Below are 26,722 nucleotides of genomic sequence, written 5' to 3'. Positions count from 1 at the left end.
TTGCGTTACGTCAGCCGCGCGCTTTCAACCAGCGGCAAGCGCCACGCCCAACCGTCTTACGAGGAGCGTTTGCATGACCGCATCGGCTATTCCCGGCGAATCGATTGACCTCCAGATCACCGATATTCTGGGCGCCGTCCAGTTTCCAACCAACAAAGACGCACTCGTGGACGCCGCGCGCGAAGCTGGCGCGAGCAACGAGGTGCTCTCGATGCTCGACGGCTTGCCGGAGCAGGACTATGTCGACGTGAACTCGGTCACGCGCCTGATCAGCGGCAATTACAGCCCGGGACTCGGGGCATGAGCGAGGAGTCGGGTTCGTCGCAGCCTCGTTCCCGCCCGCCGTCCCTCTCGCTCGCGCCTGGCCTGAAACGCGAATCCGACTGGATCTACCGCTCGCCGCAGACGGCCGGTGCAAACGGCATCGAACGGATCGAGGCTTTCTTTCATCAGGCCGGCTACGCGATGCACCGGCACGATACTTATGCGATCGGCCGCACGCTGGCCGGCGTTCAGAGTTTTCGCTATCGCGGCAGCATCCGTAACAGCCTGCCGGGCGGCACGATGGTGCTGCATCCCGACGAACCGCACGACGGCCAGGCCGGCACCGGCGACGGCTTCCACTACCGCATGGTCTATGTCGATCCGGCGTTGTTCCAGCAGGCGCTCGGCGGCAGGCCGCTGCCGTTTCTGGAAGGTGGCCTGTCGAACGATCCGCGCCTCTTTGCCGCCACCGAGAGCCTGTTGCAGGCGATGGATAGCGCCATCGACCCGCTCGAACAGGACAGCGCGCTCCACGATCTGGCCGTCGCCCTCGCCGCAGTGGCCGGCGCGCCGGACGCGCCCCGGTCGGTGGATTACCGCGCGGCAACCCTGGCACGCGATTATCTGCTTGCGTCGCTCGATCGCGCGGTCACGCTCGACGAACTTGCCGCCGCGGCGGGTCGAGACCGCTGGAGTCTATCGCGGGATTTTCGCGCGCTGTTCGGCACCAGTCCGCATCGCTATCTGACCATGCGGCGTCTCGATCTCGTGCGGCAACTGGTGCTCAAAGGCGTGTCGCTGGCCGACGCCTCCGCCGCAAGCGGCTTTGCCGATCAGAGTCACATGACGCGGCATTTCAAGCACGCATGGGGCGTCGCGCCCGCGCAATGGCTGAAGATGGTCGGCTCGCCGGGGCTCGCCGGGGCGCGCTGAGTCGCTGAGTCGTTGAGTCGTTGAGTCGTTGAGTCGTTGAGTCGTTGAGTCGCTGAGCCGTTGAGCCGTCGAGCGGCTACATACCTGATCGCGCGGCGCCGAACGGCCGCGCGCACAAACGTTCAAGACCCGCCTGCCCGTTGCGCCGTACCCTTCCAGCCTGACATAACCGCTCAGGAGGAGCACGACGATGTCCGACGCTCAAGTCATTCAACGGCCGTATCAATCCATCAATTTCGCGGAAAAACTGGCGCTTTTCAACGACCAGTGGCAAGCACGCGTGGTCGCCGAAATGAACGACTATCAGTTCAAGCTGGTGCGAATCGAAGGGGATTTCATCTGGCACGAGCATGCTGACACCGATGAGACCTTCATCGTGCTCGACGGGCAACTGCGCATCGACATGCGCGATGGTTTCGTGCTGATTTCCGCCGGGGAAATGTTCGTGGTGCCGAAGGGCACCGAGCACAAGCCGTACGCCGAGCGCGAAGTCAAGCTGCTGCTAATCGAGCCGCGCGGCGTAAAGAATACTGGCGAGGAAGTCAGCGAACGGACCGCGGCGAACGACGTGTGGATTTAGGCAATCTCGTCGTTCGCCATGGCTCTGGCGGCCAGGTGGCTCAACCACGATGAACCATCTGCCCGGCAAACGCACGGCTGGCCGGAAACCTTCGGCCCCTTTCAAACGCCCACGCCCCTCGCACGCGACATCAGAACGGCGATGACGCCGCAATCCGCGAGCGCGCGGCCTTGGGCATAGGATGCGCTGCATCGGCGGACGATTCCGGCTCCAGAAAATCGCCCATGTCCGTCATCACCTCCGCGGCCTCCGCCACCGAACGCGCCGGCGTCACGGTGCGCGGATCGCGCGCGTGCTGGCCCTGCTGCTGGAAATGCTCGACGAGATGGTCGATGAAAGTCCGCACCTTCGCCGGCAAATGCAGGCGGCTCGGATAGGCGATCGTGATTTCGATCTGCGGCAAACGGTAGTTGGCGAGCAGCGGCACGAGCCGCCCGGACGCCAGATCGCGGCCGATCAGATAGCTCGGCAGGATCGCCACGCCCATCCCCAGCAGCGCGAACTGCCGGAGCATTTCCGTATTGTTCGCAACGATCGCATTCGTGGGGCGCACGCGGACTTCGCCGTCCGGCCCGGTAAAGACGCGCTCTTCCCCGCCCTGCTCGGACGGCCGGCTCAAACACGGATGCGTGAGCAGATGCTCGGGCCGCGTCGGCGTGCCGTGCTGCGCCAGATACGCGGGCGTCGCGCAGACGGTCATATAGCCGGTGGTCAGACGCCGCGTGACGATACTCGCGCTGCGCATGTACCGCGTGACGAGAATGCCGACATCGAAGCCCTCCTCCACCAGATCGACGTGACGATCCGCGAGCGTGACATCGGGCACGACGTCGGGATAGCGCGCGGCATAGGACTGGACCACCGGTGCGAGGCTATGCAGCCCGAACACCACCGGCGCGACGATGCGCAAAGTGCCGACCGGCTCGTGATTGCGCGCCACCACCATCTGCTCCACGCCTTCGAGGTCGTCGAGAATGTGCCGCACGCGCTCGAGGTAAGTCGTGCCGGATTCGGTCAGCGAGAGGCGGCGCGTGGTGCGATTGAGCAGGCGGGTGCCGAGGCGCGCTTCCAGATCGGCGACGTGACGCGTGACAACCGCCGTGGAAAGATCCAGCGCGCCAGCCGCACGGACGAAACTACCGAGGTCGGCCACTCTGACGAAAACGCGCATCGACTGCAATTGGTTCATGGGACGACTCCTGCCGCGGTAAAGCCGGGCCGGCGCAACCCTCACGCCTGTATCGACCCGCGCGGCAAGGCGCGCGCGGGTTTGCCCAACGATCCGATTGTATCGACCCGATCATGTCCCAACCCTGACCTGAACATGACATTCCGGACAGGTTTGCCAGTGCGCTCGCGTCAACTCCGTGCGGTTTTTTGCAAGGTTTATTGCGGATTTGGAGTAGGTATAAACCCTAGGATGCTGGTATCATAGCCCCCGAAAGGGAAATCAATCGTTAATTGCTATGACACATCGTTTTCAGCTGTTCGAAAAAATCGCGTTCTCGCTGGTCTGCTGGTCCGCTGCGGCGTGTTCGGCTTTCATCGCGTACGAACGTTGCCCGGACATCAAGGTGGTGCTGCATGTGGGCGAAGAGGTTCTGCGCTATAGCGGGCAGTATTCGTTCGTCTGCGCAACGCCGGTTGCCGACGCTTGCGCGCAGTTGCCGGCTGACTGAAGCCGCGCTTTACGTCTTACGGTTCGCGCCCGAACACCACGCGCGCAAAAAACCCCGCCAGCACCGTTTCAGCCATCTCCGCCGGCACGTTCTGCGGGTCGACCGTGTAGAAAAACTGCACACCGTCGCACAAACCCATCAAGCCGATCGCCAGCGTCTCCGGCGGCATCAGCATCGGCGTGCCCACACGCGCCGAAAACTCCCGGATATACGCGCTCAACTGCTCGAGCTTCTCGTGCATGAAAGCGTTAAAGCGAATCCGGAAACGGCCGTCTCGCACCGCGAGCAACTTCGCCTCGACCCACAGCAGGAAACACTTGTTCTCGCGATGCAGATTGCTGTAGTAGCGCAGCACGCGTGCTTCCATTTCTTCACGCGATGCCGCATCCGCGAAGATAGCCTGCAACCCGGCCTGCATGACTTCGTGGTCGCGCCGCAGTAGTTCGAGAAACAACTCGCTCTTGCTGCGGAAGTTCGAATAGAACGCCCCGCGCGTATAACCCGCCGCCGCCGCGATGTCTTCGACACTCGCCGCAACGAAACCCTTCTTCATAAAAATGGCTTGCGCAGCATCGAGCAAACGCTCGCGCGTCTGGTCTTTGCTCTGCTCGCGTGTCAGTCGTTGCCGTTTCATGGCCGCCAGTCTAGCACTGAAAAGAATCCGAATTCACTCCAACATTCAAATACAGGTGTGTATTAGAATGCAAATCGTCATTCGAAGTCAGATGCGTATGCCAGTTGCATAATGGCCTACGCGTCTTCGCTGGCGGGCCGCTGCGGCTTGCCGTGTTCGTTCGCTGTCTCCAGTTGGGGTAATTGTGAAGCGTCCCGGTTTTCCCGCATCGCCCGCGATGCGCCCGCAGTCGCGTCGGCGTGGCCGTCCCGTAAGCCCGCGCCACGCAGCATTCGCTCTGGTTCTTGCCGGCGTCGTCACGCTGGCCGCGTGTTCGAAGAAAGAAGCCGCCGCGCCCGAGCCGCGTCCGGTGGTCGCTGTCGCCGTGCATGCGGACGGCAGCGAGACGCAGGCAGCCTCGTTACCCGGCGAAGTGCAGGCCCGTTACTCGACGCCGCTGTCGTTTCGCGTCGGCGGGAAGATCGTCGAGCGGCGCGTGCGCCTCGGCGATGTGGTGAAGAACGGGCAGATCGTCGCCCGGCTCGATCCGGCAGACCAGCAAAAGAACGCCGCGAGCGCGCAGGCTCAGCTTGCCGCCGCAGAGCACAGTCTTGTGTATGCGAAGCAGCAACTCGATCGCGATCAGGCGCAGGCGAAAGAGAATCTGATCGCGCCCGCGCAACTCGAACAGACCACGAACGCATACGCATCCGCCGTCGCGCAGCGCGATCAGGCCGCGCAGCAGGCGGCGTTGTCGAAAGACCAGTTGCAATACACCACGCTCGCCGCCGATCACGCCGGCGTGATTACCGCCGAGCAGGCCGACACCGGTCAGAACGTCTCGGCGGGCCAGGCCGTCTACAACCTCGCCTGGAGCGGCGACATCGACGTGGTGTGCGACGTGCCGGAAAGCGCGCTCGCCGCGCTCTCCGTCGGGCAAACCGCCAATGTCACGCTTGCCGCGCTGCCGGGGCGCAAGTTCGCCGCGCGCGTGCGCGAACTCTCGCCCGCCGCCGATCCGCAAAGCCGCACCTATCGCGCCAAACTCACGCTCGAGAACCCCGGCCCGGACGTGCGTCTGGGCATGACCGCGGATATCGAACTCGCCGCGCCGGCGAACACTTCGGCCAATCAGAACGCGGCGTTTACCGTGCCCGCCACCGCGTTGTTCCACGACGGCACGCAGCCCGCCGTGTGGATCGTGCGCGCCGCCGACAACGCGCTGGAACTGCGCCGAGTAACGGTCACGCGCTACAACGAGCGCACCGTGGTGATTAGCCAGGGCATCAAGGAGGGCGAGCGCGTCGTGCTGCAAGGCGTGCATACGGTGACCGCCGGCGAGAAAGTCCGTGCGATCGCGCCGCTGCATCCCGAGGACTTCGCTTCATGAGCACCACGCCTGAAGAGGGACGCTTCAACCTGTCCGCGTGGGCGCTGCGCCACCAGGCGCTGGTCGTTTTCCTGATCGCGCTCGCCACCGCTTTCGGTATCCTCGCCTATACGCGGCTCGCGCAATCCGAAGACCCGCCCTTCACGTTCCGCGTGATGGTGATCCGCACCTTCTGGCCCGGCGCGACCGCGCGCCAGGTGCAGGAACAGGTCACGGACCGCATCGGCCGAAAATTGCAGGAGACGCCCGCGATCGACTTCGTGCGCAGCTACTCGCGCCCCGGCGAATCGCTGATGTTCTTCTCGATGAAAGACTCGGCGCCAGTCAAGGACGTGCACGAAACCTGGTATCAGGTGCGCAAGAAAGTCGGCGACATTGCGGCCACGCTGCCGCAAGGCATTCAAGGCCCGTTCTTCAACGACGAATTCGGCGACGTCTATACCAACATCTACACCCTCGAAGGCGACGGCTTTTCGGCCGCGCAACTGCACGACTACGCGGACCAGTTGCGCACGGTGCTGCTGCGCGTGCCGGGCGTCGGCAAGGTCGATTATTTCGGCGATCCCGATCAGCACATCTACATCGAGATCGCCAATACGCAGCTCACACGTCTGGGCATCTCGCCGCAGCAACTCGGCCAGGCCATCAATTCGCAGAACAGCGTCTCGCAAGCCGGCACGCTGACCACCACCGATGACCGCGTATTCGTGCGTCCCACCGGCCAGTTCAAGGACGTCAACGCCCTCGCCGACACGCTGATCCGCATCAACAACCGCTCGTTCCGTCTCGGCGATATCGCCACGATCAAACGCGGCTACGACGATCCCGTCGTCACGCAAATGCGCTCCGGCGGCAAGGCTGTGCTCGGCATCGGTGTGACCATGCAGCCGGGCGGCGACGTGATCCGCCTCGGCAAGGCGCTCGATCAGCAGATGGTCCAGTTGCGCCGCGCGCTGCCCGCCGGCTTGCAACTGGTCGAAGTGTCGAGCATGCCGAACGCGGTCGCGCATTCGGTCGACGACTTTCTCGAAGCCGTCGCCGAAGCCGTGGCGATCGTGCTGGTGGTGAGCCTGGTGTCGCTCGGCGTGCGCACCGGCATGGTGGTCGTGATCTCGATTCCCGTGGTGCTCGCCGTCACCGCGCTGTGCATGTACCTGTTCGACATCGGCCTGCACAAGGTGTCGCTCGGCACGCTCGTGCTTGCGTTGGGACTACTCGTCGACGACGCGATCATCGCAGTCGAAATGATGTCGGTGAAGCTGGAGCAAGGCTGGAACCGCACGCGCGCGGCAGCCTATGCGTACACGAGCACCGCGTTTCCGATGCTCACCGGCACCCTCGTCACCGTCTCCGGTTTTTTGCCGATCGCATTGGCCAAGTCGAGCACCGGCGAATACACGCGTTCGATCTTCGAAGTGTCGGCGATCGCGCTGATCGCCTCGTGGCTTGCGGCGGTGGTACTGATTCCGCTGCTCGGCTATCACCTGTTGCCCGAGCGCAAACGCGAGGCGCACGAGACACATCTGCCCGACGATCACGAGCACGACATCTACGACACGCGTTTCTACCGGCGCCTGCGCGGCTGGATCGGCTGGTGCATCGAGCGGCGCTTCGTCGTGCTGGCGATCACAGTCGTACTCTTCGTGTTGGCCATGGCGGGTTTCACGCTGGTGCCGCAGCAGTTCTTCCCGAGCTCGGACCGCCCCGAGTTGCTGGTGGATGTGCGCCTGCCCGAAGGCGCCTCATTCGAAGCCACATTGCGTGAGGCCACGCGGCTCGAAAAAACACTAGTGGGCCGTCCGGAAATCGATCATACGGTCGACTTCGTCGGCACCGGCGCGCCGCGTTTCTATTTGCCGCTCGATCAGCAATTGCCGCAACCCAATTTCGCGCAGTTCGTGATCACGGCGAAGTCGGTAAAGGATCGCGAAAAGCTCGCGCAGTGGCTCGAACCGCAATTGCGCGACCACTTTCCGGCGATCCGCACGCGCCTGTCGCGCCTCGAGAACGGACCGCCCGTCGGCTATCCCGTGCAGTTCCGTGTAAGCGGCGACGACATCGCCACCGTGCGCTCGATCGCTGAGCGCGTCGCCGCGACGCTGCGTGCGGACCACGGCACCCGCAACGTGCAGTTCGATTGGGACGAACCCGCCGAGCGCTCGGTGCGCTTCGAGGTCGATCAGAAAAAAGCGCGCGAACTCGGCGTGAGCTCAGAAGACATTTCGAGCTTCCTTGCGATGACGCTCTCCGGCTACACCGTCACGCAATACCGCGAACGCGACAAGCTGATCAGCGTCGATCTGCGCGCGCCCAAGGCGGAGCGCGTCGATCCCGCGCAACTCGTCACGCTGGCCATGCCTACGCCGAACGGTCCCGTGCCGCTCGGCACGCTCGGCCATTTGCGCAACGACCTCGAATACGGCGTGATCTGGGAGCGCGACCGTCAGCCGACCATCACCGTGCAATCCGACGTCGCGCCCGGCGCGCAAGGTATCGACGTCACGCATGCCGTCGACAAAGCGCTGGGCCAGATTCGCGGCAGCCTGCCGGTGGGCTACCGGATCGAAATCGGCGGCTCGGTCGAGGAAAGCGGCAAGGGCCAGACGTCGATCAATGCGCAGATGCCGATCATGATCATCGCCGTGCTCACGCTGCTGATGATCCAGTTGCAAAGCTTCGCGCGCGTGCTGATGGTCGTGCTGACCGCGCCGCTCGGGCTGATCGGCGTGGTGCTCACGCTGCTGCTGTTCGGCCAGCCGTTCGGCTTTGTCGCCATGCTCGGCGTGATCGCGATGTTCGGCATCATCATGCGCAACTCGGTGATTCTGGTCGATCAGATCGAGCAGGACATCGCCTCCGGGCATAAGCGGTTCGATGCGATCGTCGGCGCGACCGTGCGGCGTTTCCGTCCGATCACGCTGACAGCCGCCGCCGCCGTGCTCGCGTTGATTCCATTGTTGCGCTCGAACTTCTTCGGCCCGATGGCGACTGCGCTGATGGGCGGCATTACGAGCGCAACCATCCTCACGCTGTTCTATCTGCCCGCGCTGTACGCCACGTCGTTCCGCGTGCGTGCCGATGAACGCGAGCCGCAGACGCCCTCCGCGTCCGGCACGACGCATACGGGGAATTGAGTATGACCACGCCCACGTTCTTCCGATATTCGCGCCTCGCCGCGCTCACTGGCGTGGCATGCGCGCTCGCCGCCTGCTCGTTCGGACCGAGCGGCGAGCCGCCCGCGATGCCGCAGCCGGCGCACTACGGCGCCGCAGCGCAGCCGACGCAAACCGTGCCCGCGCAAGGCGTCACGCAGCAGTTCGTGGTCGGCGCAAAGCCGGTGCCCGAATGGTGGAAGCTTTATCAATCGGACACGCTGAACGCTTTGGTCGACGAAGGTCTGCGCAACAGTCCGACGCTCGCCGCGACCGACAAAAGCCTCGCCGCCGCGCGCGAGCAGTTGCGCGCGCAGATCGGCAGCTCGATGCTGCCGACCATCGACGCCGGCGGCCAGGCGACCCGCAATCGCGCGCTGGCGATCCCCGAGATCGGACCCAACACGTTTCTGTACAACGTCTTCGTCGGTCAATTGCAGGCGCATTACACCTTCGACCTGTTCGGCGCCGCGCGTCTCGCCGATGCCGCGCTCGCCGCGCGCGTCGACGTTCAGGCCTATCAGTTCGACGCCGCGCGCCGCGCGCTGGCCGCCAATATCGTGACGGCCGCGATCACCAGCGCCGCGCTGCATGCTCAGATCGAGACGACCGAACGGCTCGTGACCATCGCCAACGATCAGGCGCGCGACACGCAGCGGCGGTACGTGCTGGGCGCGGTCTCGCATGCCGATCAGTTGAGCGCGCAACAGAGCGCGGCGAGTCTGTCGGCGAGCTTGCCGGGTTTGAAGCAACAATGGCTGAGCACGCGCCACGCGTTGGCGGTGCTGCTCGGACGAACACCTGATGCGGCGCCGGACGATCTCGAGCTTGCGCAATTGCATGTGCCTGAGCAGGTACCGGTGGTGGTGCCTTCGGAGCTGCTGCGTTCCCGGCCCGACATTCAGGCCGCCGACGCCGCGCTGAAGGCCGCGGCGGCCGACGTCGGGGTCGCCACGGCGCAGATGTTCCCGAGTCTGTCGTTGAGCGCGTCGATGGGACAAGGCGGGTTTAGCTGGCCGGTCGCGCTCTCGGGCGCGGGCGCGATCTGGAGCATCGGAGCGTCGCTGTCGCAGCCGCTGTTTCATGGCGGCGCCCTGTTCGCGCAACGGCGTGCGGCGGTCGATACCTACGACGCCACGGTCTCGCAGTACAAACAAACGGTGCTGGCCGCGTTCCAGAACGTCGCCGACACGTTGGCCGCGCTCGAACACGACTCGCAAGCGCTGGACGCCGCGAATATTGCGGCGCGCTCGGCGCAAGGCGTCTTCGATGAAACCTCCGGACGCTACCGGCTGGGCGCGCTGCCTGTTGCGTCGACCCGCTCGAGCGAGCAGCAGTTTCGCAACGCGCAGCTCGACGAGATCCGCTATACGAGCGCGCGGCTGACGGACACCGCGGCGTTGTTCCAGGCCATGGGGAATCCGCCGGTTGAGACGGGGGTGGGTGGGGCTTCGGCGGCGGCTTCGGCTTCGGCGGCGAGCGCGTCAGTCGCTAAGTAGCTAAACCTGGGATTCCGTACGGACGGTTAGGAAGTTATCCCCGTTTTCTGTTCGCAAGTCCGTGGATAAGTCTTCGCCAATCACGCGAAAATCCCAACCCACAAAGGTTCGCGGGCCACCTGAGGGGAATTTAGGCATTCCACACGGCCCGACAAACACCGTTGTATGCGATGCCTGTTAATAGTACGTGCAGTTCATCGCTTAACACGGACTTGTGCTCGGGACGAAGAACCAGTTCCACAGGTCCCGCGCCCCGGTGCTCTTTCAGATACCGGTAAAGCCCATCCGTGATAAAGGCGCACGCGCTCATGCCAGGCCGGAAACTCAACGTCATAAATCACACCCCCATGATTTTTTTAGGGTCACGCCGCCGCTTCTGCGGGTGCGCCGTGAAGAAAACACCGCTTGGAGGCTGACCTGGACTCATAGGACCAGCGGGCTACCCGGCGCTGCGATCAGAATTGCGATGGTCGCAGCGCCGGGCACTTGGCCAGTTACTCCTCTGGTGACGCGTCAAGGGGGTGTTGCGTGACGTTTAAACGCTTTTTGACTTCAGGCCGCCCCTCCGCGATCACGTTAAGCATTGCTACGCCGAGCTGCCGCGCTAACTCGTCGTCAAATTCGAATTCGTCGTCGTCCACAAAGAATGGTACTTCCATACACTCGGCCAGAAGCGGAGCCACCCTAGCTGACTCAACCATTTGCATGATCAACTGTTGTGGATTCTCGACGTAGGTCACAACCATTGAATACGGCGGACGTTTAGGCATTAATACCCCCTGCATTGTTGATATCTGTCAAAAGCGTTCGCCAAGCATAGGGCCCAGTTTCGCTTCCCTCTTGGTCCGGCCAAAAGACGGCATTCGTCTCTGTCGTTTTCATACTGAGCATAGCATTCGGCTTCATGAGTTTCCCTACCGCCGCATTTAACGAATCCACCATTACCCCCTTTGAACAGGCTGCTGTAAAGCGTTGACCGCTTCGCAGAACTCGTCAAATCGGGCACGAGCGAAGGATAGGGAACCTGCGCCTGATCGCTCAGCATCAACTCGGTGGTTTCGCGCCATGCCGGCAGTGTTTCGCCCAGTTCCTGGCCGAATAGCTTACCTGTCGGCAACGCCTTCCAGGCCATGTAGCATTCGACGCACATATCAGGCACAAATGCTGGAGCGTCCGACTGGAGTCCTGTCAGGTTCGCAGGTGGCGCAACCGGGTCGTTCCCGAGTTCCCAGTTCGTCAGCCAGACACCCAGTTCGGCATCACTGATCGGTTTCCACCAGCCGCCATTTGGTGACACCTGTGCCGTGCGCGAGGACACCGTACCATCTGGACCGTACCGGTAATCGACTGCAAGTACACGGGCAAGTCCACCATTTAACGAACTTGCCGGTTCGTTATACTGAAAGGACTTGACGCGACCGCGCTCGTCGTACCCGATGCTCGCCTGACCGCTATTACCCGCTATCTGCGTTGCACGATTCTCAGCATTGCGAGAGAGCGTTCGCATCGACCAGCCAGATACGGCATCCTGCACTGACTCGACATTGCCCCGTACATCGTATGTGTAGGTCCAGTCTTCACGCTTCGAGCCATTCCGTGTGATGGCAGCCGACAGAAGGCGGCTCGCCGAATCGTAGCGTGCACCAACTGTCCACTGGTTACCGGTCCCAGTGGCTTGCATCCCCTGTTCGCCCGTCAGATCGGTCGTCTCCGTCTCGGCGTAGCCAGTGACGTTACCGCCCTGGTCATAGACAAACGCGCGGATCTTGCCCGGCGTGGCAACCAGATGCGGACGCAACGAGGTGCTGTCGCTATACTCAATCGTCGTTACCGTCCTGTTGCCAGAGACTGTTGCAACTGCTTTCGTCGGCCGGTTGGCGCCGTCCCATGTGTACTGTGTATTCCCATCCGGCGTAACGGCCTGCTTCAGGTTGCCTGACATATCCCACGTGCGTGAGACCGCGCCACGAGGCGTAACAATTGAACCAGGGCGGGACGTTTCTCCAACGTTAAAGGAGTACGTGGTGGTGCCGGATACATCGCTGAGGCTGGTCGCTCCGGAGCCATAGCTTAGTGACACATTACGCGTCGTGTCCGGATGGGTGACTGAGATTGCGCGTCCGCTGGAGTCGTAGGTCCATGTTGCTATCCGTGAACCGGATTCGTCCTTTATCCCGGTCATTGCATTCGGGAAGCGCACATCCTCATAAAGGTACTGACGAACGTATCCAATCGGCGCGGTTACGGAAACAAGATTGCCTTTCGCATCGTACGCATAATGTGTCGCGTTGCCCGACGGCGGCACTACACTCAGAATGCGACCATTACTGTCATAGGTCAGACTAAGCGTGAGCCGCGATGCCGCCTGCCCGATCCGATCAACGGGCCACTGAGCGATCCAATCCATCCGTTGTCCGACGTATCCAACTTCACGGTACATACCCGTGCGTGTTGTCTCGGAGTGAAACAGACCTGTACCGACCGAGTACGTTTCCGTCGTACCGAGTCGTTCGTCTTTCAGGTAGAAGTAACCATCGCCAGCATTCGTCAGGGCGAGACCCGACGTTCCTGGCACCGCCCACGCTCCATTAACCCATTTGAATATCAGAGGCTGCCCGTTACTCCGGTAAGCGGAGATCTTTGGGGTGCTCGCATTGGCTGCGGTCAGATCAAGCCTTCGCTGCCAGTTGCTGACCCAATAGCCCCCCATCGCCGTCTGGGTTTTGTCGAACGGCTTCGACAGGTAGCTACGACTGAACACAAGCGGCGACGTATCGCCGCTTGCAAAGTCAGTTTCAGAGAGAGTAACGATCCCGTTCGCGGGAAACACCGGGTCCGCCACCGGGCAGGTATCGTCAGGCGGGGTTTCGGTTGAGTTGCACCACTGATCAATTAGTGCGAGGTCGTTAATACACGCATAGTTGCCCATTCCGCCAGGCGTGTTGCTCGTAACGTCGAGCTTGCATGTCCTGGAACCCGGTGTGGCGCCGGATTTCGCGTACAGCGAGAAGCAGTCGTCTGCATTTGCGCTGAACGCAAGAACCAACAACGTGAAGGCAACCACCAGCCGGTCTAAAAATCCGGCCGCCTCTCCGTACAGTCTTTGTCTTTTCATTTTTATCCCTATTGGCTTGCTTTGTATTTGTTTGACGCACAAGCAACCTATAGGGACCAAGATGACCCGAAAATCCGACAACTCTTAAAACTACGCGCGACTTGCGTTCACACAAACCCGGACTGGGGAATTCCGAAGCAAGCTGTAGGAACCCATAACAAAAATTGTCAGATATCGTTGAGCCAAAGCTTAATAAATGGCGAACCCAACGCATCCGATTGAGCCATATTCCCCGAGGCAACCAAGAAATAATTTTTGGAGCACCGAGGACGATTACGACGTTTTGATAGATGCAAAACTGGCGCCCCGCCTTCACTTCAGAAAACAAGCTCGGCATTCTCGCCGTAGAGATCAAGCGCAGATATCAGACTCTAGTGCTGCGCCCGCAGAAAGCGGGCTATAGGAGTGTGTTCGTGCTGTGGTCGAGCGTTCCCGCTGCAAGGGCCGTGCACGGCTCGGTTGATCTTGCGACGAGCGCCACGCGCGACCATGCACCAAGTGGCATTTCGCGCGACTCGCCATCGAAACGGTAGCGGGGGTGAACACTGGCTCCCTTCGCCCCAGTACTCACCCGGCGGGGGAAGCGGGTGCCCTCGTCCGAGGGCGGCCATGATCGGAGACCTTGTGCATCGTAGGACACTTTATCCACAGTTTGTGTTGACAGACCTGTTGATAACATCCGGAGATATCAGCTAAGTCCTTGGCCGCGCACGAGATTCGTCCACCGATGCGTTTAACTACGTCGCCTGCTCACGCTTGGCCTGGCGCCGCGCCCCGCATTGCAGCAGCCCGTCACAGGTCTGCATCAATAAACACTCGCCTCACCCGCCGGCCGGTTCTTGAACCGCTTATGCACCCAATAATATTGATCAGGGATCCGTCTAACCTGCGTCTCGAGAAACGCGGTGAGACGCCGCGCGTCGACTGATGCATCGTCGGACGGAAAATCGCTCAGCGCTTCGAAGATATTCAGCTTGTATCCGCGATAGTCCGGCAGCACCTCCGTGACGAACGGCACCACCCGCGCATTCGCCGCACGCGCCATCCGCGAGACGGAGGTCAGCGTGCAGGCCGGCACGCCGAAGAACGGCACGAACACCGAATCGCGCAAGCCGAAATCCATATCGGCGGCCAGCATCACCGGCTTGCCTTCGCGCAGCGTGCGCAACGCCCGCCGCACGCTATCGCTGCGCGGAATCATCTCCGTGCCGAAGCGACCGCGCTGACGCTTGGCCATCGCGTCGAAAAGAAGGTTCGACATCGGCGTATAGAGCGAGGCGACCGGATGCCGCGTCGAATACATCATGCAGCCCGCCTCGATGCCGACGAAATGGAAGCCGACGAAAATCGTCGGCTGACCCGTCATATCCGAGAGATCGATTGCGCTCTCCACCTCGACGAGGCGTGCGAGCGCCTGCGCATTACCGAACCACTGCGGCCCACGCTCGACATAGCTGCGGATAACGTGACAAAAGTGCGCACGCGCCAGACGTTCGCGCGCCTCGTCGCTCATGTCCGGAAAACACAGCTTCAGGTTGGTATGTACGACGCGCCGGCGCGTGCTCGGAATGCGGTAGAGCAACGCGCCGATACCCGTGCCGATTCGTGCGACCACGCTATACGGCAGAAACGCAAACGCGCGCAGCAGACCTGTCATCAGACAGATCAGGATTCGATTTTTCACGAGGCGGGACCCGGTGGATGCTGGATGGCAAACACGCCGCCCGCCGCAACCTCAACATTGCCGACGGACGAAGTGACAGGCGCGCGCGTCATACCGGGTCTCGCGCGGCGCGGAGTTCGAGAATGGACGTCCCGCTCGCGGCGAGACGCAGTGGTGCCGGAGGCCGAAACCGTCTAGGGAATAGGCGTCCTTTAGGACCCTTGATAAATGCACCGCAGCCGTGATTAAAACACACTGCGCGTGCCGCGCACACAATCCGCCGGGTGGGCTACCGGGCAATCGGAGCGAAAGCGACGCCAGGCGCCGCTTCCCCGCACTTTCAGAATCTTGCGTGCGCGGACTGCGCCGTGCTCATGCGGCCCGCACACGCCTGCTGCGCCCCACTGAACGTCCCCTTGCGGGACATCAGGGCTTGTTGGACTCGAACAAATCCATGATCTGCTTCTTCTCGTTCGACGAAACGCTAGGCGGTGGCACGACCGGCGGTGTCATGCCCGCGGGTCCCACGCCGCCGACCGCGTCGCTCACGCCCGCGGTCGGATTCGCCGAATCGAGACCGATGCTGGCCACGAAGCCATTGCCCGGCGTCATGTCCGTATAGAACAGCTCTCCGTCGACCGAAGTCACGCCGTCCGGCTGCGCCGGCTCGCTCTGCGGCACGCCGCGCAACGCGCGCTGCATGTACTCCACCCAGATCGGCAAGGCCAGTTGCGCACCGAATTCACGGCTGCCGAGCGTCTTCGGCTGGTCATAACCCATCCACGCTACCGCCACGAGCGATTGCTGATAGCCGGCGAACCAGCCGTCTTTCGCGTCGTTGGTCGTCCCGGTCTTGCCCTGCAAGTCCGAACGATGCAGCGCGTTGGTGCCGGCACCCGTGCCCGCCGTCGCCACCGAATGCAGCAGGCTGTTCATGATGAACGCGTTACGCGGCTCGAGCGTACGCGGCGCATCGCGACCGGCTGTGAGCGGTTGCGCTTTGGAGAGCGGCTCGCCGCGCGCGTCCGTCACCTCGTTGATCAGATACGGATTGATCCGGTAGCCACCGTTCGCGAACACCGAATACGCACCCGCCGACTGCAACGGCGTGACGAGGCCCGCACCGAGCGCCATTGGCAGATACGGCGGGGTCTTGTCGGCGTCGAAGCCGAACCGCTGCGTAACGAAGTCTTGCGCGTACTTGGTGCCGATGAACGACAGAATGCGGATCGACACCAGGTTCTTCGACTTCTGCAACGCGAGACGCATCGGCATCGGACCGTCAGGCTGGTCGTCGTCCTTCGGCTCCCACGCGTCGCCGCCCGGCGTGCTCGACGGGAAATAGAGCGGCGCGTCGTTGATGATCGTGGCCGGTCCAAGACCCTTGTCGAGCGCCGCCGAATAGATGAACGGCTTGAAGCTCGAACCCGGCTGACGCCACGCCTGCGTAACGTGGTTGAACTTGTTCTTGTTGAAGTCGAAGCCGCCCACCAGCGCGCGAATCGCGCCGTCCTGCGGCGTGAGCGACACCAGCGCGCCCTCCACCTGCGGCAGTTGCGTGATCTGCCAGTTGCCCTTGTCGTCGGCAAGCACGCGTACGATCGAGCCGACCTTGATCTTCGTGGCGGCCGTGGCGCGCGCGCTCAATGCGCCGGCGACGAACCGCAGACCGTCGCCGCTGATCGCGAGCTGCGTGCCGTCCACCAGTTGCGCCTTGACCTGCTTCGGATTCACGTCCGTCACCACGGCGGCGATGATCTCGCCGTTATCGGGGTGATCGGTGAGCGCGTCGTCGATCGTCTGATCGCGGTCGTCACCCGGCGCGGGCAGTTGGACGAAGCCTTCCGGCCCGCGATAGCCATGGCGCCGCTCGTAATCCATCACGCCCTTGCGCACCGCGCGATAGGCGGCGTCCTGGTCGGCGGAGTCGATCGTGGTGGTGACGTTCAGGCCACGCGTATAGGTTTCGTCCTTGTACTGCGCGTACATCATCTGCCGGACCATTTCGGCGATGTACTCGGCATGCACGCTATATTCGTTGCCCGGATTCTTGGTGTGGATCTCTTCCTTCACCGCCTGGTCGTATTGCTCCTGGCTGATGTATTTCAGCTCGAGCATGCGCCGCAGAATGTACTCCTGACGGATCTTCGCGCGCTTCGGATTCACCACCGGGTTATACGCGGATGGCGCCTTCGGCAAACCGGCCAGCATCGCCGATTCCGCGAGCGTGATGTCTTTCAGATCCTTACCGAAGTACACGCGCGCGGCAGCGGCAAAACCGTATGCGCGCTCGCCCAGATAAATCTGGTTCATGTACAGCTCGAGAATCTGATCCTTGGTCAGCGCGCGTTCGATCTTGTACGCGAGCAGCATTTCGTAGATCTTGCGCGTGTAGGTCTTCTCGCTGGAGAGGAAGAAGTTGCGCGCCACCTGCATGGTGATCGTGCTCGCGCCCTGTGAGGCGCCGCCGTGCGAAAGGTCGGACACACCCGCCCGCAGAATGCCGATGAAGTCGACGCCGCCGTGTTCGTAGAAGCGGTAGTCTTCGATCGCGAGCACCGCTTTCTTCATCTGATCGGGAATGTCCTGGAAGCGCACGAGACTGCGCCGCTCCTCGCCGAATTCGCCGATCAGCACATGGTCCGCGGTGTAGACGCGCAGCGGCACCTTCGGTCGATAGTCGGTCAGCGCGTCGAGCGACGGCAGTTGCGGCCCCATCACCACCAGCGCATAGCCGATGATCAGCGCGCCCACCACCGCGATAGTCGCGATCAGGCCGGCGAACCAGATGGCGAGGGTTGCGCCGATTGAACGGCGGCCGGCCTCGGCGTCGCGCGAAGCGGCATTGCGACCTGGCGTGCGTTGGTAGGAATCCCGGTCTTCACCAGACGGAGAATTGGATGAATGCGGTCGTTTGATGATTGGCATGACTGGAATAGTGGGCGCATGACTGAACGCCTTTCTGCACGCGCTCATGGCGCGCACATGGTTCGTGATCGAGCAGCGTAGCCTGAGGCGCAAACCACCGCGCGGCCCTTTGCCCCCGGCCGGCCGCACGGCATGCCCGGACCCTGTCCGGCGCAACGTAACAGCGCATTTTAAAAGAAATCGCGCGCGCTCCAAGTTAGTTTTTTTGTAAGAATTCCCTTCGCGCGAAAGGAGTCTGTAGTTCCGGGCAGTGATATGAGCGCTTTTGCGCCCCGCTGGAGTTATTCACAGAAAATGTTGAAAGGCCTGTGGACAAGCCGCCCGCAAACGCTACAACTCGTTGATGTCACGGGATTTTCACGTCGCGCCCGTTCCGCATCGGAGCAACTCGTCATATGATGGACTCCGCGCGCGCTAACACGTGCGCGCGCCGCGGCGTCCGCCAAATGCCCGCTTTGAACCGCCCATGCCAACAAGTATGCGAGCCGACCATGAACAAGCCCAGCGAACGCATCGTCGTATTCGTCACCACCGCGCAGAAACGCGCGATCACCTCCACCGCGGAGAATCTGGGCATCAGCGTCAGCGAGCTGATGCGGCGCGCGGTGCTGAGCTTCGGCGCGACTAGCGAACAGGTGAAGGCGGCGAGCATCGTCGACCGGCTGCGCGCGCCACGCGCGCCAGACGCGCTCGACGCCGCTCTGCAACGGGTCGCGCGCGGCACGCGGCATGCACGCGCCGCGCTGCCGCCGGCCCTGCAAACGCGTGTCGATGGCGCAACCGGCGGGTCCGCGCATGGCGACGCGGGCTCCGCTGCGGCAAGGCCGGCCGCGAGTGAGTTGCCGCCCGCGTCAGTCGAAGGCGAACCCGTGCCTTTGCTCCCGGCGGGCGTCGCCGCCGCCCTCGCCGCAGAAATCGACGAGGAAACCGCGGCAACCGCGGAAGCAGTCGCGCGCGTGGCAGCGGCCAAGGCGGCTTCGGTGCAAGGCTCCGCGCCTGAATCGGCCGACCCGGAAGCGCAATTGCGCAGCGTGCTCAAACGCCCTCGCCTCGACAGCGCGCACGAAGACGACGATCCACTCGGTGATCCGAGCACGAAGGGCGGCCGCTTCGCCTGATCATCTGGTGCGATGCCTGTCGCGCCATGCCAGTCGGCACGTTACCGTCGCATATCGTTACATGTCCGTTCATTCGAATGCGCGAGCTTTCGGCAAATCCTTTCAGCAAGCCCTTTCCGCAATACACATGTGCCGAGGTTGGCGAATCTGTCATCGCTCCCTTTAAGGCGGTTTTAAGAGAGCACGTGGTGTAATATCCGCGAGCGTCGGATTGACGCGCCGCGCGATTTAACGATTGAACAACTCGCCGCTCGATATTCGAATCGGACAATCGAATGGGACAATTTACGCCGCCGCTATTGCAATCGGTGCGGGTGCCCCGAACTCCGGTCCGAACGTTGCGCAGCTTCGCGCGCAGCGGCGTAAAGTAGCAGTTGAATGCAGTTGGGCGCGCGGGGTTATTCAGCGCCGTTTACATTCTTTGGAGGTTTTCATGTCGCTTTTTGACAGCATTTCGCGCACGCTCAAAGGTCTCCTGAACGACGCAGCCGATTCCGTGCAGGATCCGTCGCGCGACTCGCGCCAGATCGTGCGCGAACTCGACGAGAGCATCGCCAAAGCCGAGAACTCGCTGATCGAGATTCAGGCGCAAGTGGCCACGCAGCAAAGCAAGCGCGATGTTGCAGCGGACAAGGCGAAGAAGTACGAAGACGGCGCCAAACGCGCGCTGCAATCAGGCGACGAAGCGCTCGCGCGTGAAGCCCTCGGCGCGCAAGCCACGGCCGAAGCCGAACGCGATGCGCTGGCGAAAGAGTTGACCACGCTGGAGCCGTCGGTGGCACAGCTGAAGAGTCAGATCGAAGACATGCGTACCCGTCGCAACGACCTGAACGCACGCTCGAACATTCTGCAAGCCAAGCAGCAGATCGCTCAGGCGAAAGATGTCGCGGCTACGGCGTTGGGCGGCATCGGCGGCAAGAATCTGTCCGAGGACTTCCAGAAGCTGGAAGACAAGGTTGCGCTGTCGAATGCGCGTTCGGACGCGCGCCTGAATTCGGCCGACGTGAAGAGTGGCAAGGCCCTCGACGACAAACTCGCGGATCTGAACCGCGGTCCGTCCGTCGAAGATCGTCTCGAAGCGTTGAAGAAGCAGATCAACACGCCGGCCCAGTAATTGCGTCGGCAGCAGTACATACCGGCGGCCCTTGTGTGAGCCGCCGGAAACGACTGAAGGAGACGGGCGCAGCGCGCCCGGTCCGTAAATGAAAAAATTCCTCGCAACCGCGTTTGCCTCACTGCTGTTCGTGTCGGCTGCGGCGTTCGCCGTGCCGACGGTTCAGCAGATCGAATCGGCCATGTCGCAAGGCAACTGGCAGCAAGCCGACGCCGGCCTGAGCGAAGTGCTGCAGGCGCATCCGAACAATGCGCGCGCGCATTATCTGTACGCCCAGGTGCTCGACCGTGAAGGCCGTTCCGCCGACGCCCTCGCGCAGGTGCAACAGGCCAAGACCCTCGACCCGCAAATCCGCTTCACCGACCCGACCCGTTTCGCGCAAACCGAAGCACGCATTCGCAAGGACGCGGAACGCGCGGGCGCGGCGGCCGGCAACACCACGAGCCACGCGGCCAACCCGTTCGTGCAGCAGACCGCGCCCGCCGTGCAGCAGCAGTCGGCCATGATGTCGCAAGCGCCGCAACGGCATGGTCCAGGCATGGGCATGTGGATCGGCATCCTTGTCCTCGTCGGCGTGATCGCGCTCGTGCTGCGCTGGACCTTGCGTCGCGCCCGTACGCAGGGCGATACGCGCGCCGACGACGATCGTCGCGTGCAACTCAAGCGCGCCACTGAAATGCTCAACACCGTGCGTTCGCTCAAGCTCGACGTGAAGCTCTCCACGGTGCAAGGGCATGAGGCGCTGGAAAAGGAAGTCGAGGCGACCGAAGACCAGTTGCGCGGCCTCGTCGAATCCCTTTCGAACAGCAAGAGTCCAGTGCCGCCGTATCAGCTCGACGAACTCGAACAACGCCTCGGCAGTCTGCGCGCACGGGTGGATGGCAAGCCCGATCCGTATGCCGCGCCGGCCACCGGCACGCAACAGTCGCCGTATGCGCAGGAAGCCGAACGTTTCGGCAATCCGCCGCAAGCGCCCTATCCGCAGCAAGGACCGTATCAGCAACAACCGCAGGTCATCGTGCAGCAAGGCGGCGGCGGTTTTGGCGGCGGCATGGGCGGCCTGCTGACTGGCGTGCTGCTCGGTGAAGCGCTGAATTCCGGGCGTGAGCGCGTGGTGGAGCGTGACGTGGTCGTCGACGACGAAGCGCGCCGCCGTGGCAATGACGGCGGCAATGGCGGTGGCCTCGACTTTGGCCAGGGCTCGAACGACTGGAGCGACAACAGCGGCGGCGTCGATATGGGCAGCAACGACGACTCCGGCGGCTGGAACGACACCTGAGCGCAGTCGCCGCTGAGATTCAATCAGTCGCGCAGGCATGCGTGGATGAAAACAGGCTCCTTCATGGAGCCTGTTTCCGTTATGGCGCTACGGTTCGGATTTCAGGCTTCGGGCTTCAAACCTCCGCCTTCATGCGCGCATCGAAAAAGGCGCCCTGCCCGCCTCATGCTGCGCCAGCAACACCGAACCCGCGAACAACCTCACGATAAAACGCTCCGCATACGCGACCAGCGCATCGCGGCGTGCGCTGTCCGCATGAATGTACTCCGCCGACAAGTGGAACAGTTGCAGCACGGTCTGCGTGCAGACCTCGTCGACGGTTTCGCGCGAGAGCGTCGGCATCAGGTCCAGTTGCACGACGTCGTCGGCCATTTCCGCCGACACCTCGTGCAGGTTCGCACGCACGGCCTCGCGCAACGCCCTCGACGTGCCATGATATTCGGCCAGCGCGCTTAGAAACGCCTCGCGGTTCTCCAGCGCGAACGCAAAGAACGCGACGCAGGCACGGCGCGGCACGCTATGCGGCTCGTCGTGCGCAGCGAGCCAGCGCTCGCGACGCAGCATCGGCCGCAAGCGGCGGCTCACCGATTCGACGGCTTCGCGCGCCAGATCGTCGAGCGTGTTGAAATGACGATAGAACGTGTTGGGGTTGAGCCCGGCCTCGCGCGCCAGTTCGCGCAAACCCAAGCTCGCAAAACCGCGGCCGCCCGCGGTCAGGCGCAATGCGGCTTCGATCAGTTTGCGCTTGCCTGGCGGCAATTCCTGCCCCGCGGCAATGCCATGCTCGGCGGTGGACGCCGCTTCGGGTACGGATGTCATGTGGATTCAATCGAGGCGCGTCACGCGCGTTTAATAGCAACACTCTAAACGATCTTGACGCGAAGTGTACAGTTGTCTACCCTGCGCGTTATGCTGAAGTAGACATCTGTATACGCATGCAATTCGCCCCATGCCGGAGACCGCCGTGACGCCTGCCTCATCCGCCCCGCCTGCCGCCCCACCTGCCGCGCCACGCATCGCGATTGTCGGAAGCGGCTTTGCCGGCATCGGCATGGCGATTCGCCTGCAACGCATGGGCATCACCTCGTTCACGATCTACGAGGCTGCCGGCGATATCGGTGGCACGTGGCGGGACAACACCTACCCCGGCGCGGCCTGCGACGTGCCCTCGCATCTCTATTCGTTTTCGTTCGAGCCGAATCCGGCGTGGTCGCGTGCGTTCGGCGGCCAGGCCGAGATCTTCGCTTATCTGAAGCATTGCGCCCGCAAATATGGTGTGGACCGCTACGTGCGCTACAACACGCGCGTGAGCGCGGCGCGTTTCGACGAAGCGCGCCAGGTCTGGTGCGTCGAGCTCGATGTGAATGGCGTGCGTGAAAGCATCGAAGCCGACGTCGTGATCGCCGCGAGCGGCCCGCTGTCGCGCCCGGCCATGCCGCGAATCGCGGGGCTCGAACGCTTCGAAGGCAAGCTGTTTCATTCGGCGCGCTGGGACCACGCGTATCCGCTCGAAGGCAAACGCGTCGCGGTAATCGGCACCGGCGCAAGCGCGATCCAGTTCGTGCCGCAAATCCAGCCGCGCGTCGCGCACCTCGATCTGTTCCAGCGCACCGCGCCATGGGTCATGCCCAAACCCGACAAGCCGATCGACGCGCGCGCCCAGTGGCTGTTCCGGCATCTGCCGTTCACGCAGCGCTTCGTGCGCAGCGCGATCTACTGGCAACTCGAATCGCGCGCTATCGCGTTCGTGGTCAATCCGAAACTGATGAAAGTGCCGATGAAGTTCGGCTTGAGCTATCTCGAACGGCGCGTCAAGGACCCCGCACTGCGCGCCAGGCTGACGCCGAACTACCGGCTCGGCTGCAAGCGCGTGCTGCTTTCGAGCGACTACTATCCCGCGCTCAGCCAGCCGAACGTGGACGTGGTGACGAGCGGCATTCGCGAGATCGTCGCCGACGGTATCGTGACCGAAGATGGCGCGCATCATCGCGCCGACGCGATCATCTGCGGCACGGGCTTTCAGGTCAACGACGTCGGCGCGCCCTTCGACGTGACCGGCCTCGACGGTGCGGATCTCGGCGCCCTATGGCTGCGCGACGGACCGGAGGCCTACCTCGGCGTCAGCATTGCGAACTTCCCGAACTTCTTCATGATCGTCGGCCCGAATACCGGGCTCGGCCACAACTCGATGATCTACATGATCGAGTCGCAAGTGCAGTACATCGCCGATTGCCTGCGCGTACTGCGGCGCCGCAAGGCACGCACGATGACTCTGCGGCCCGACGTGCAGCGCGAGTTCAACGCGCGTTTGCAGAAGGACATGCAGCACTCCGTATGGGTGAGCGGCTGTCACAGCTGGTATCAGACCCGAAGCGGCAAGGTCACCGCGTTGTGGCCCGGCTTCACTTTCAGCTTTCGCAAACGCACCCGGCGCGTGCGTCCGCACGACTATCGCTTCGCGCCCTGACGACATGAGCGGTGGCTGATGGACTGGGAGAGTGAGACGCCGCCGATGCAATCCGATTCGAAGCCAATCGAACCAAAAGGGAGACAACAACCATGGCAAGCATCGACTCCAGCACGTCCGCCTCCAACCCGTTGCCGTCGCGCTCGCTCGCCGCGCGCCTCGGCATCACCAGCGTGCCGCGCGAAGAACTGCGGCGGCGCTACACGCAAAGCGGCTCCAGATTCGTGAAGATCATGGGCGCCGACGTGCATTACGTCGACGAAGGCAGCGGCGACATCATCGTGATGATCCACGGCTTCGCGTCTTCGCTGCATACATGGAATCGGGTCGCCGACGAACTCAAGCGCGAGTATCGCGTGATCCGCCTCGATCTGCCGCCGTTCGGCGTGACAGGACCGTTGCGTTCCAGCAGCGGCGCAATCGAAACGATGAATCTGCCGACCTATCGTCGTTTCATCGACACGTTCTTGCAGGCACTCGGCGTCTCGCGCGCGACCTTCATTGGCAATTCACTCGGCGGGCTGATCTCGTGGGATTACGCGGTTCGACATCGCGAAGCCGTTGAACGTCTCGTGCTGATCGACTCGGCCGGCTTCCCGATGAAGCTGCCGATTTACATCGGCCTGTTCAATAGCGCGCTGGTGCGGGTCAGTTCGCCGTGGTGGCTGCCCGAGGCCATCATCAAAAGCGCGGTGCGCAATGTCTATGGCGATCCGCACAAGATCGACGCGGTGACGCTGCGCCGCTACGTCGAGTTCTTCCACGGCGAAGGCACGCGCGAAGCAATCGGCAAGATGGTGCCCACGCTCGACTTCAAGGAAGTCGACACGGACGTGCTGAAGACCTTGGACGTGCCGGCGCTGGTGCTATGGGGTGCGAAGGATCGCTGGATTCCGACGGCGCATGCGGCTGAATTCGCGAGCCGCATTCCGCGCGCGAAATCGGTCATGTATGCGGGGCTCGGCCACATTCCCATGGAAGAAGCGCCGGAGCGCGTCATGGCCGATCTGCGCGCGTTTCTCGGCACGCCTCGCGCGGGTCTTCCGGTTGACGAAGGCACGTATCGCGCGCCGGTATGATCCGGCGCTTTTTCAGTCCCGCAGTTTTTCCCTGCTGACTCCTTCAATCGATAATTCGCGCGCGGCCGTGGCGCGCGAATTTCGCACGCCTTTTTTTGCACGCCCTTCTCTTGTACCGCGCCGGCGCGCTCAGCCACCGCCGAGCAGAAGCAACAGCCCCCACAGAAATTTGCAGAGCATGACGATCAGCTCCCACAGATGATAGAGCTGTTGCCAAGCCGAAACGCGCGCGAAGGAGTCGATCATGGTTGCTGGTAAGAGAAAGAAAGGTCTGCGGTGAAGCTGCGGATCGCGATTTGACCGCACATGATAGCGACTGCGGGATACCCCGTATCAAGTCGACTGTAAGTCTGCCGTAGATGCATGAGGAAGACGCTGCATCCGTATTGGATGATTGTGTCGATTGAATGCGCCAAGCACACCATCCAGGAGACGACCATGACGCGTTTCAGCTTTCGCCGGCCGGCCCGTTCGCAGACGGTCGTCGGCGATATTGCCGCGCAAGCCGGCAAGCTGGGCATCGAGATCTGCGACGTATCGGGCCACGTCGACGAAGTGGCCGCGCGCGTGCAGCGCCAGGCGCACGTATGCCGCGCGCTGCGCGAGTCGGCAGCGCAGACGCTCGCGGGCAATCACCGCATTGCCGAAGCCGCGCGGAAAATGAGCCATGTATCCGCCGAAGCCGCAACCGGCGTGCAGGATTCGCAGCAGACGCTCGAAGCGTCACTGGCCGACATCCATGGACTCGTGGAAGGCGTGACGGTGATCGAAAGCCAGATCGGCGCGTTGCGCAGCGCGCTGGCGCATGTGAGCCGCGTATCCGAGGAGATTTCGCTGATCGCCCGCCAGACGCATCTGCTCGCGCTGAATGCCGCGATCGAAGCCGCGCGCGCCGGCGATTCCGGCAAGAGCTTCGCGGTGGTGGCGGCCGAGGTGAAAAACCTCTCGGCGAAAACCGCGCAGGCCACGGGGCAGATCGAGACGACGCTCGCCCAACTCACGCAGCAGACCGAGCAGTTGATCACGGAGGGTTCCGCCAACACCGAGCGAGCACATCGCGTGCGGGAAGGCACGCGGAAGATCGGCGACGTCGTGCATGCAACCGGCGATGCAATCGCGCATCTGAACACGGAAGCGGGACAGATCGCCGTGTTGACCGGCGAGATTGAAACGCAATGCGACGGGCTCGAGGCGCAGGTGTTGGAAATCGCGAGCGGCGTGGAGGATTCGAGCGAAAACTTCGTGCAGGCGAAGGACCGTTTGGGGAATCTGCTCGGCGTATCCGAAACCTTGATCGAACTGACTGCCGCGACGGGTGTGGAAACGGCGGATACGCGGTTTATCGAAGCCGTGCAGAAGGCGGCGGCCGCCGTGAGCAAGGCATTCGAAACAGCCGTCGCGCGCGGTGAAGTGTCGATCGAGGATCTGTTCGATCAGCGCTATGTGCCGGTGGCCGGGAGCAATCCGCCGCAGTTTTTAACGCGGTTTACCGCATTCACCGACCGTGTGCTGCCGGCTATTCAGGAGCCTTTGCTCGATCTCGATCCGCGAGTGGCGTTTTGTGCGGCGATCGATTTGCGCGGTTATCTGCCAACGCACAATCTCAAGTTCTCTTTGCCGCAGCGTGATGACGTGGTCTGGAATATGGCGAATTGCCGTAACCGGCGCATGTTCGATGATCGTACCGGGATCGCCGCCGCCTCGCATACGAAGCCGTTCTTGCTGCAAACCTATCGGCGCGATATGGGCGGCGGGGAGTTCGTGCTGATGAAGGACGCCTCCGCGCCGGTTTTTGTCGGAGGCCGGCATTGGGGCGGCGTTCGGATCGGCTACAAGGTTTGAGGTTACC

The 26,722-nt window shown here is 62.7% G+C and carries 20 protein-coding genes; 13 read left to right on the top strand and 7 right to left on the bottom strand.

Annotated features, from left to right (window positions below):
• Positions 1 to 73: 73 nt before the first annotated feature.
• The 3 genes from AC57B1_RS39010 (at position 74) to AC57B1_RS39000 (ending at position 1,777) form a co-directional block, all read left to right on the top strand.
• Entirely contained in the window at positions 74 to 304 is a 231-nt protein-coding gene (locus tag AC57B1_RS39010) for a DUF2795 domain-containing protein (protein ID WP_091793707.1), read from the top strand.
• Entirely contained in the window at positions 301 to 1,197 is an 897-nt protein-coding gene (locus AC57B1_RS39005) for an AraC family transcriptional regulator (protein ID WP_496420323.1), read from the top strand. The genes AC57B1_RS39010 and AC57B1_RS39005 overlap by 4 nt, the downstream gene beginning before the upstream one ends.
• Before the next feature lie 190 nt (positions 1,198 to 1,387).
• Positions 1,388 to 1,777, top strand: coding sequence for a cupin domain-containing protein (locus AC57B1_RS39000; RefSeq protein WP_408353248.1), 390 nt, complete (start codon positions 1,388 to 1,390; stop codon positions 1,775 to 1,777).
• Between the two features lie 130 nt (positions 1,778 to 1,907).
• Here AC57B1_RS39000 and AC57B1_RS38995 read toward each other — a convergent pair whose 3' ends face one another.
• The gene (locus AC57B1_RS38995) at positions 1,908 to 2,966 is read right to left on the bottom strand and encodes a LysR family transcriptional regulator (RefSeq protein ID WP_408353246.1); all 1,059 of its coding nucleotides are present in this window, start codon (positions 2,964 to 2,966) and stop codon (positions 1,908 to 1,910) included.
• 277 nt (positions 2,967 to 3,243) lie between these two features.
• On the opposite strand from AC57B1_RS38995, the gene AC57B1_RS38990 reads away from it, so the two are divergent.
• Positions 3,244 to 3,456, top strand: coding sequence for a hypothetical protein (locus AC57B1_RS38990; protein WP_091793701.1), 213 nt, complete (start codon positions 3,244 to 3,246; stop codon positions 3,454 to 3,456).
• 16 nt (positions 3,457 to 3,472) lie between these two features.
• On the opposite strand, the gene AC57B1_RS38985 is transcribed toward AC57B1_RS38990, so the two are convergent.
• A complete protein-coding gene (locus tag AC57B1_RS38985) occupies positions 3,473 to 4,090 on the bottom strand; it encodes a TetR/AcrR family transcriptional regulator (RefSeq protein ID WP_408298221.1) in 618 nt (205 codons plus the stop codon).
• Between the two features lie 217 nt (positions 4,091 to 4,307).
• Here AC57B1_RS38985 and AC57B1_RS38980 point away from each other — a divergent pair, with 217 nt between their 5' ends.
• From AC57B1_RS38980 to AC57B1_RS38970, 3 genes are read left to right on the top strand one after another with little or no spacing between them, the layout of a single operon-like run.
• A complete protein-coding gene (locus tag AC57B1_RS38980; RefSeq protein ID WP_408353244.1) occupies positions 4,308 to 5,459 on the top strand; it encodes an efflux RND transporter periplasmic adaptor subunit in 1,152 nt (383 codons plus the stop codon).
• Entirely contained in the window at positions 5,456 to 8,593 is a 3,138-nt protein-coding gene (locus tag AC57B1_RS38975; protein WP_496420322.1) for an efflux RND transporter permease subunit, read from the top strand. Before AC57B1_RS38980 ends, AC57B1_RS38975 begins: the two co-directional genes overlap by 4 nt.
• Positions 8,594 to 8,595: 2 nt before the next feature.
• Positions 8,596 to 10,110, top strand: a complete 1,515-nt coding sequence (locus AC57B1_RS38970) for an efflux transporter outer membrane subunit (protein ID WP_408353240.1) — start codon at positions 8,596 to 8,598, stop codon at positions 10,108 to 10,110.
• A 494-nt stretch (positions 10,111 to 10,604) separates the two neighbouring features.
• Here the strand turns inward: AC57B1_RS38970 and AC57B1_RS38965 are convergent, their stop codons facing one another.
• From AC57B1_RS38965 to AC57B1_RS38950, 4 genes are all read right to left on the bottom strand, one after another.
• Entirely contained in the window at positions 10,605 to 10,880 is a 276-nt protein-coding gene (locus AC57B1_RS38965; RefSeq protein WP_408353238.1) for a hypothetical protein, read from the bottom strand.
• Entirely contained in the window at positions 10,880 to 13,225 is a 2,346-nt protein-coding gene (locus AC57B1_RS38960) for a DUF6531 domain-containing protein (protein WP_496420321.1), read from the bottom strand. Before AC57B1_RS38960 ends, AC57B1_RS38965 begins: the two co-directional genes overlap by 1 nt.
• 805 nt (positions 13,226 to 14,030) lie before the next feature.
• Positions 14,031 to 14,909 (bottom strand): lipid A biosynthesis lauroyl acyltransferase, encoded by an 879-nt coding sequence (locus tag AC57B1_RS38955; protein WP_496420320.1) that lies wholly within the window; start codon positions 14,907 to 14,909, stop codon positions 14,031 to 14,033.
• A gap of 405 nt (positions 14,910 to 15,314) precedes the next feature.
• A complete protein-coding gene (locus AC57B1_RS38950) occupies positions 15,315 to 17,816 on the bottom strand; it encodes a penicillin-binding protein 1A (RefSeq protein ID WP_496420319.1) in 2,502 nt (833 codons plus the stop codon).
• Between the two features lie 491 nt (positions 17,817 to 18,307).
• On the opposite strand from AC57B1_RS38950, the gene AC57B1_RS38945 reads away from it, so the two are divergent.
• The 3 genes from AC57B1_RS38945 to AC57B1_RS38935 all read left to right on the top strand — a co-directional run bounded on the left by AC57B1_RS38945 (position 18,308) and on the right by AC57B1_RS38935 (position 21,327).
• Positions 18,308 to 18,934: a hypothetical protein gene (locus AC57B1_RS38945; RefSeq protein ID WP_496420318.1), complete on the top strand. Its 627-nt coding sequence runs from the start codon at positions 18,308 to 18,310 to the stop codon at positions 18,932 to 18,934.
• Positions 18,935 to 19,367: 433 nt separating this feature from the next.
• Positions 19,368 to 20,048: a PspA/IM30 family protein gene (locus tag AC57B1_RS38940; RefSeq protein WP_011488613.1), complete on the top strand. Its 681-nt coding sequence runs from the start codon at positions 19,368 to 19,370 to the stop codon at positions 20,046 to 20,048.
• Positions 20,049 to 20,136: 88 nt separating this feature from the next.
• Complete coding sequence (locus AC57B1_RS38935; RefSeq protein ID WP_408353228.1) at positions 20,137 to 21,327, top strand: tetratricopeptide repeat protein; 1,191 nt, start codon at positions 20,137 to 20,139, stop codon at positions 21,325 to 21,327.
• Positions 21,328 to 21,456: 129 nt separating this feature from the next.
• Here the strand turns inward: AC57B1_RS38935 and AC57B1_RS38930 are convergent, their stop codons facing one another.
• Complete coding sequence (locus AC57B1_RS38930) at positions 21,457 to 22,146, bottom strand: TetR family transcriptional regulator (protein WP_408187579.1); 690 nt, start codon at positions 22,144 to 22,146, stop codon at positions 21,457 to 21,459.
• Between the two features lie 145 nt (positions 22,147 to 22,291).
• On the opposite strand from AC57B1_RS38930, the gene AC57B1_RS38925 reads away from it, so the two are divergent.
• From AC57B1_RS38925 to AC57B1_RS38915, 3 genes are all read left to right on the top strand, one after another.
• Entirely contained in the window at positions 22,292 to 23,794 is a 1,503-nt protein-coding gene (locus AC57B1_RS38925) for a flavin-containing monooxygenase (RefSeq protein WP_496420317.1), read from the top strand.
• Positions 23,795 to 23,886: 92 nt separating this feature from the next.
• Positions 23,887 to 24,873 carry an alpha/beta fold hydrolase gene (locus AC57B1_RS38920; RefSeq protein WP_496420316.1) on the top strand — a complete coding sequence of 329 codons (987 nt, stop codon included), beginning with the start codon at positions 23,887 to 23,889 and terminating at the stop codon, positions 24,871 to 24,873.
• Between the two features lie 438 nt (positions 24,874 to 25,311).
• On the top strand, positions 25,312 to 26,715 hold the full coding sequence (locus AC57B1_RS38915; RefSeq protein ID WP_496420315.1) for a methyl-accepting chemotaxis protein: 1,404 nt from the start codon (positions 25,312 to 25,314) through the stop codon (positions 26,713 to 26,715).
• Positions 26,716 to 26,722: the final 7 nt, after the last annotated feature.

It is taken from the genome of Paraburkholderia sp. BGA-UO-ETr-F21 (assembly GCF_059567925.1).
This window is presented reverse-complemented; position numbering and strand designations above follow the sequence as displayed.

Excerpts from the sequence above, each read along its gene's own strand:
- AC57B1_RS39005 (WP_496420323.1), top strand. The coding sequence starts at position 301 with ATGAGCGAGGAGTCGGGTTCGTCGCAGCCTCGTTCCCGCCCGCCGTCC.
- AC57B1_RS38975 (WP_496420322.1), top strand. The coding sequence starts at position 5,456 with ATGAGCACCACGCCTGAAGAGGGACGCTTCAACCTGTCCGCGTGGGCG.
- AC57B1_RS38935 (WP_408353228.1), top strand. The coding sequence starts at position 20,137 with ATGAAAAAATTCCTCGCAACCGCGTTTGCCTCACTGCTGTTCGTGTCG.
- AC57B1_RS38945 (WP_496420318.1), top strand. The coding sequence starts at position 18,308 with ATGAACAAGCCCAGCGAACGCATCGTCGTATTCGTCACCACCGCGCAG.
- AC57B1_RS38915 (WP_496420315.1), top strand. The coding sequence starts at position 25,312 with ATGACGCGTTTCAGCTTTCGCCGGCCGGCCCGTTCGCAGACGGTCGTC.
- AC57B1_RS38995 (WP_408353246.1), bottom strand. The coding sequence starts at position 2,966 with ATGAACCAATTGCAGTCGATGCGCGTTTTCGTCAGAGTGGCCGACCTC.
- AC57B1_RS39000 (WP_408353248.1), top strand. The coding sequence starts at position 1,388 with ATGTCCGACGCTCAAGTCATTCAACGGCCGTATCAATCCATCAATTTC.
- AC57B1_RS38940 (WP_011488613.1), top strand. The coding sequence starts at position 19,368 with ATGTCGCTTTTTGACAGCATTTCGCGCACGCTCAAAGGTCTCCTGAAC.
- AC57B1_RS38990 (WP_091793701.1), top strand. The coding sequence starts at position 3,244 with ATGACACATCGTTTTCAGCTGTTCGAAAAAATCGCGTTCTCGCTGGTC.
- AC57B1_RS38980 (WP_408353244.1), top strand. The coding sequence starts at position 4,308 with ATGCGCCCGCAGTCGCGTCGGCGTGGCCGTCCCGTAAGCCCGCGCCAC.
- AC57B1_RS38965 (WP_408353238.1), bottom strand. The coding sequence starts at position 10,880 with ATGCCTAAACGTCCGCCGTATTCAATGGTTGTGACCTACGTCGAGAAT.
- AC57B1_RS38960 (WP_496420321.1), bottom strand. The coding sequence starts at position 13,225 with ATGAAAAGACAAAGACTGTACGGAGAGGCGGCCGGATTTTTAGACCGG.
- AC57B1_RS38950 (WP_496420319.1), bottom strand. The coding sequence starts at position 17,816 with ATGCCAATCATCAAACGACCGCATTCATCCAATTCTCCGTCTGGTGAA.
- AC57B1_RS39010 (WP_091793707.1), top strand. The coding sequence starts at position 74 with ATGACCGCATCGGCTATTCCCGGCGAATCGATTGACCTCCAGATCACC.
- AC57B1_RS38930 (WP_408187579.1), bottom strand. The coding sequence starts at position 22,146 with ATGACATCCGTACCCGAAGCGGCGTCCACCGCCGAGCATGGCATTGCC.
- AC57B1_RS38920 (WP_496420316.1), top strand. The coding sequence starts at position 23,887 with ATGGCAAGCATCGACTCCAGCACGTCCGCCTCCAACCCGTTGCCGTCG.
- AC57B1_RS38970 (WP_408353240.1), top strand. The coding sequence starts at position 8,596 with ATGACCACGCCCACGTTCTTCCGATATTCGCGCCTCGCCGCGCTCACT.
- AC57B1_RS38985 (WP_408298221.1), bottom strand. The coding sequence starts at position 4,090 with ATGAAACGGCAACGACTGACACGCGAGCAGAGCAAAGACCAGACGCGC.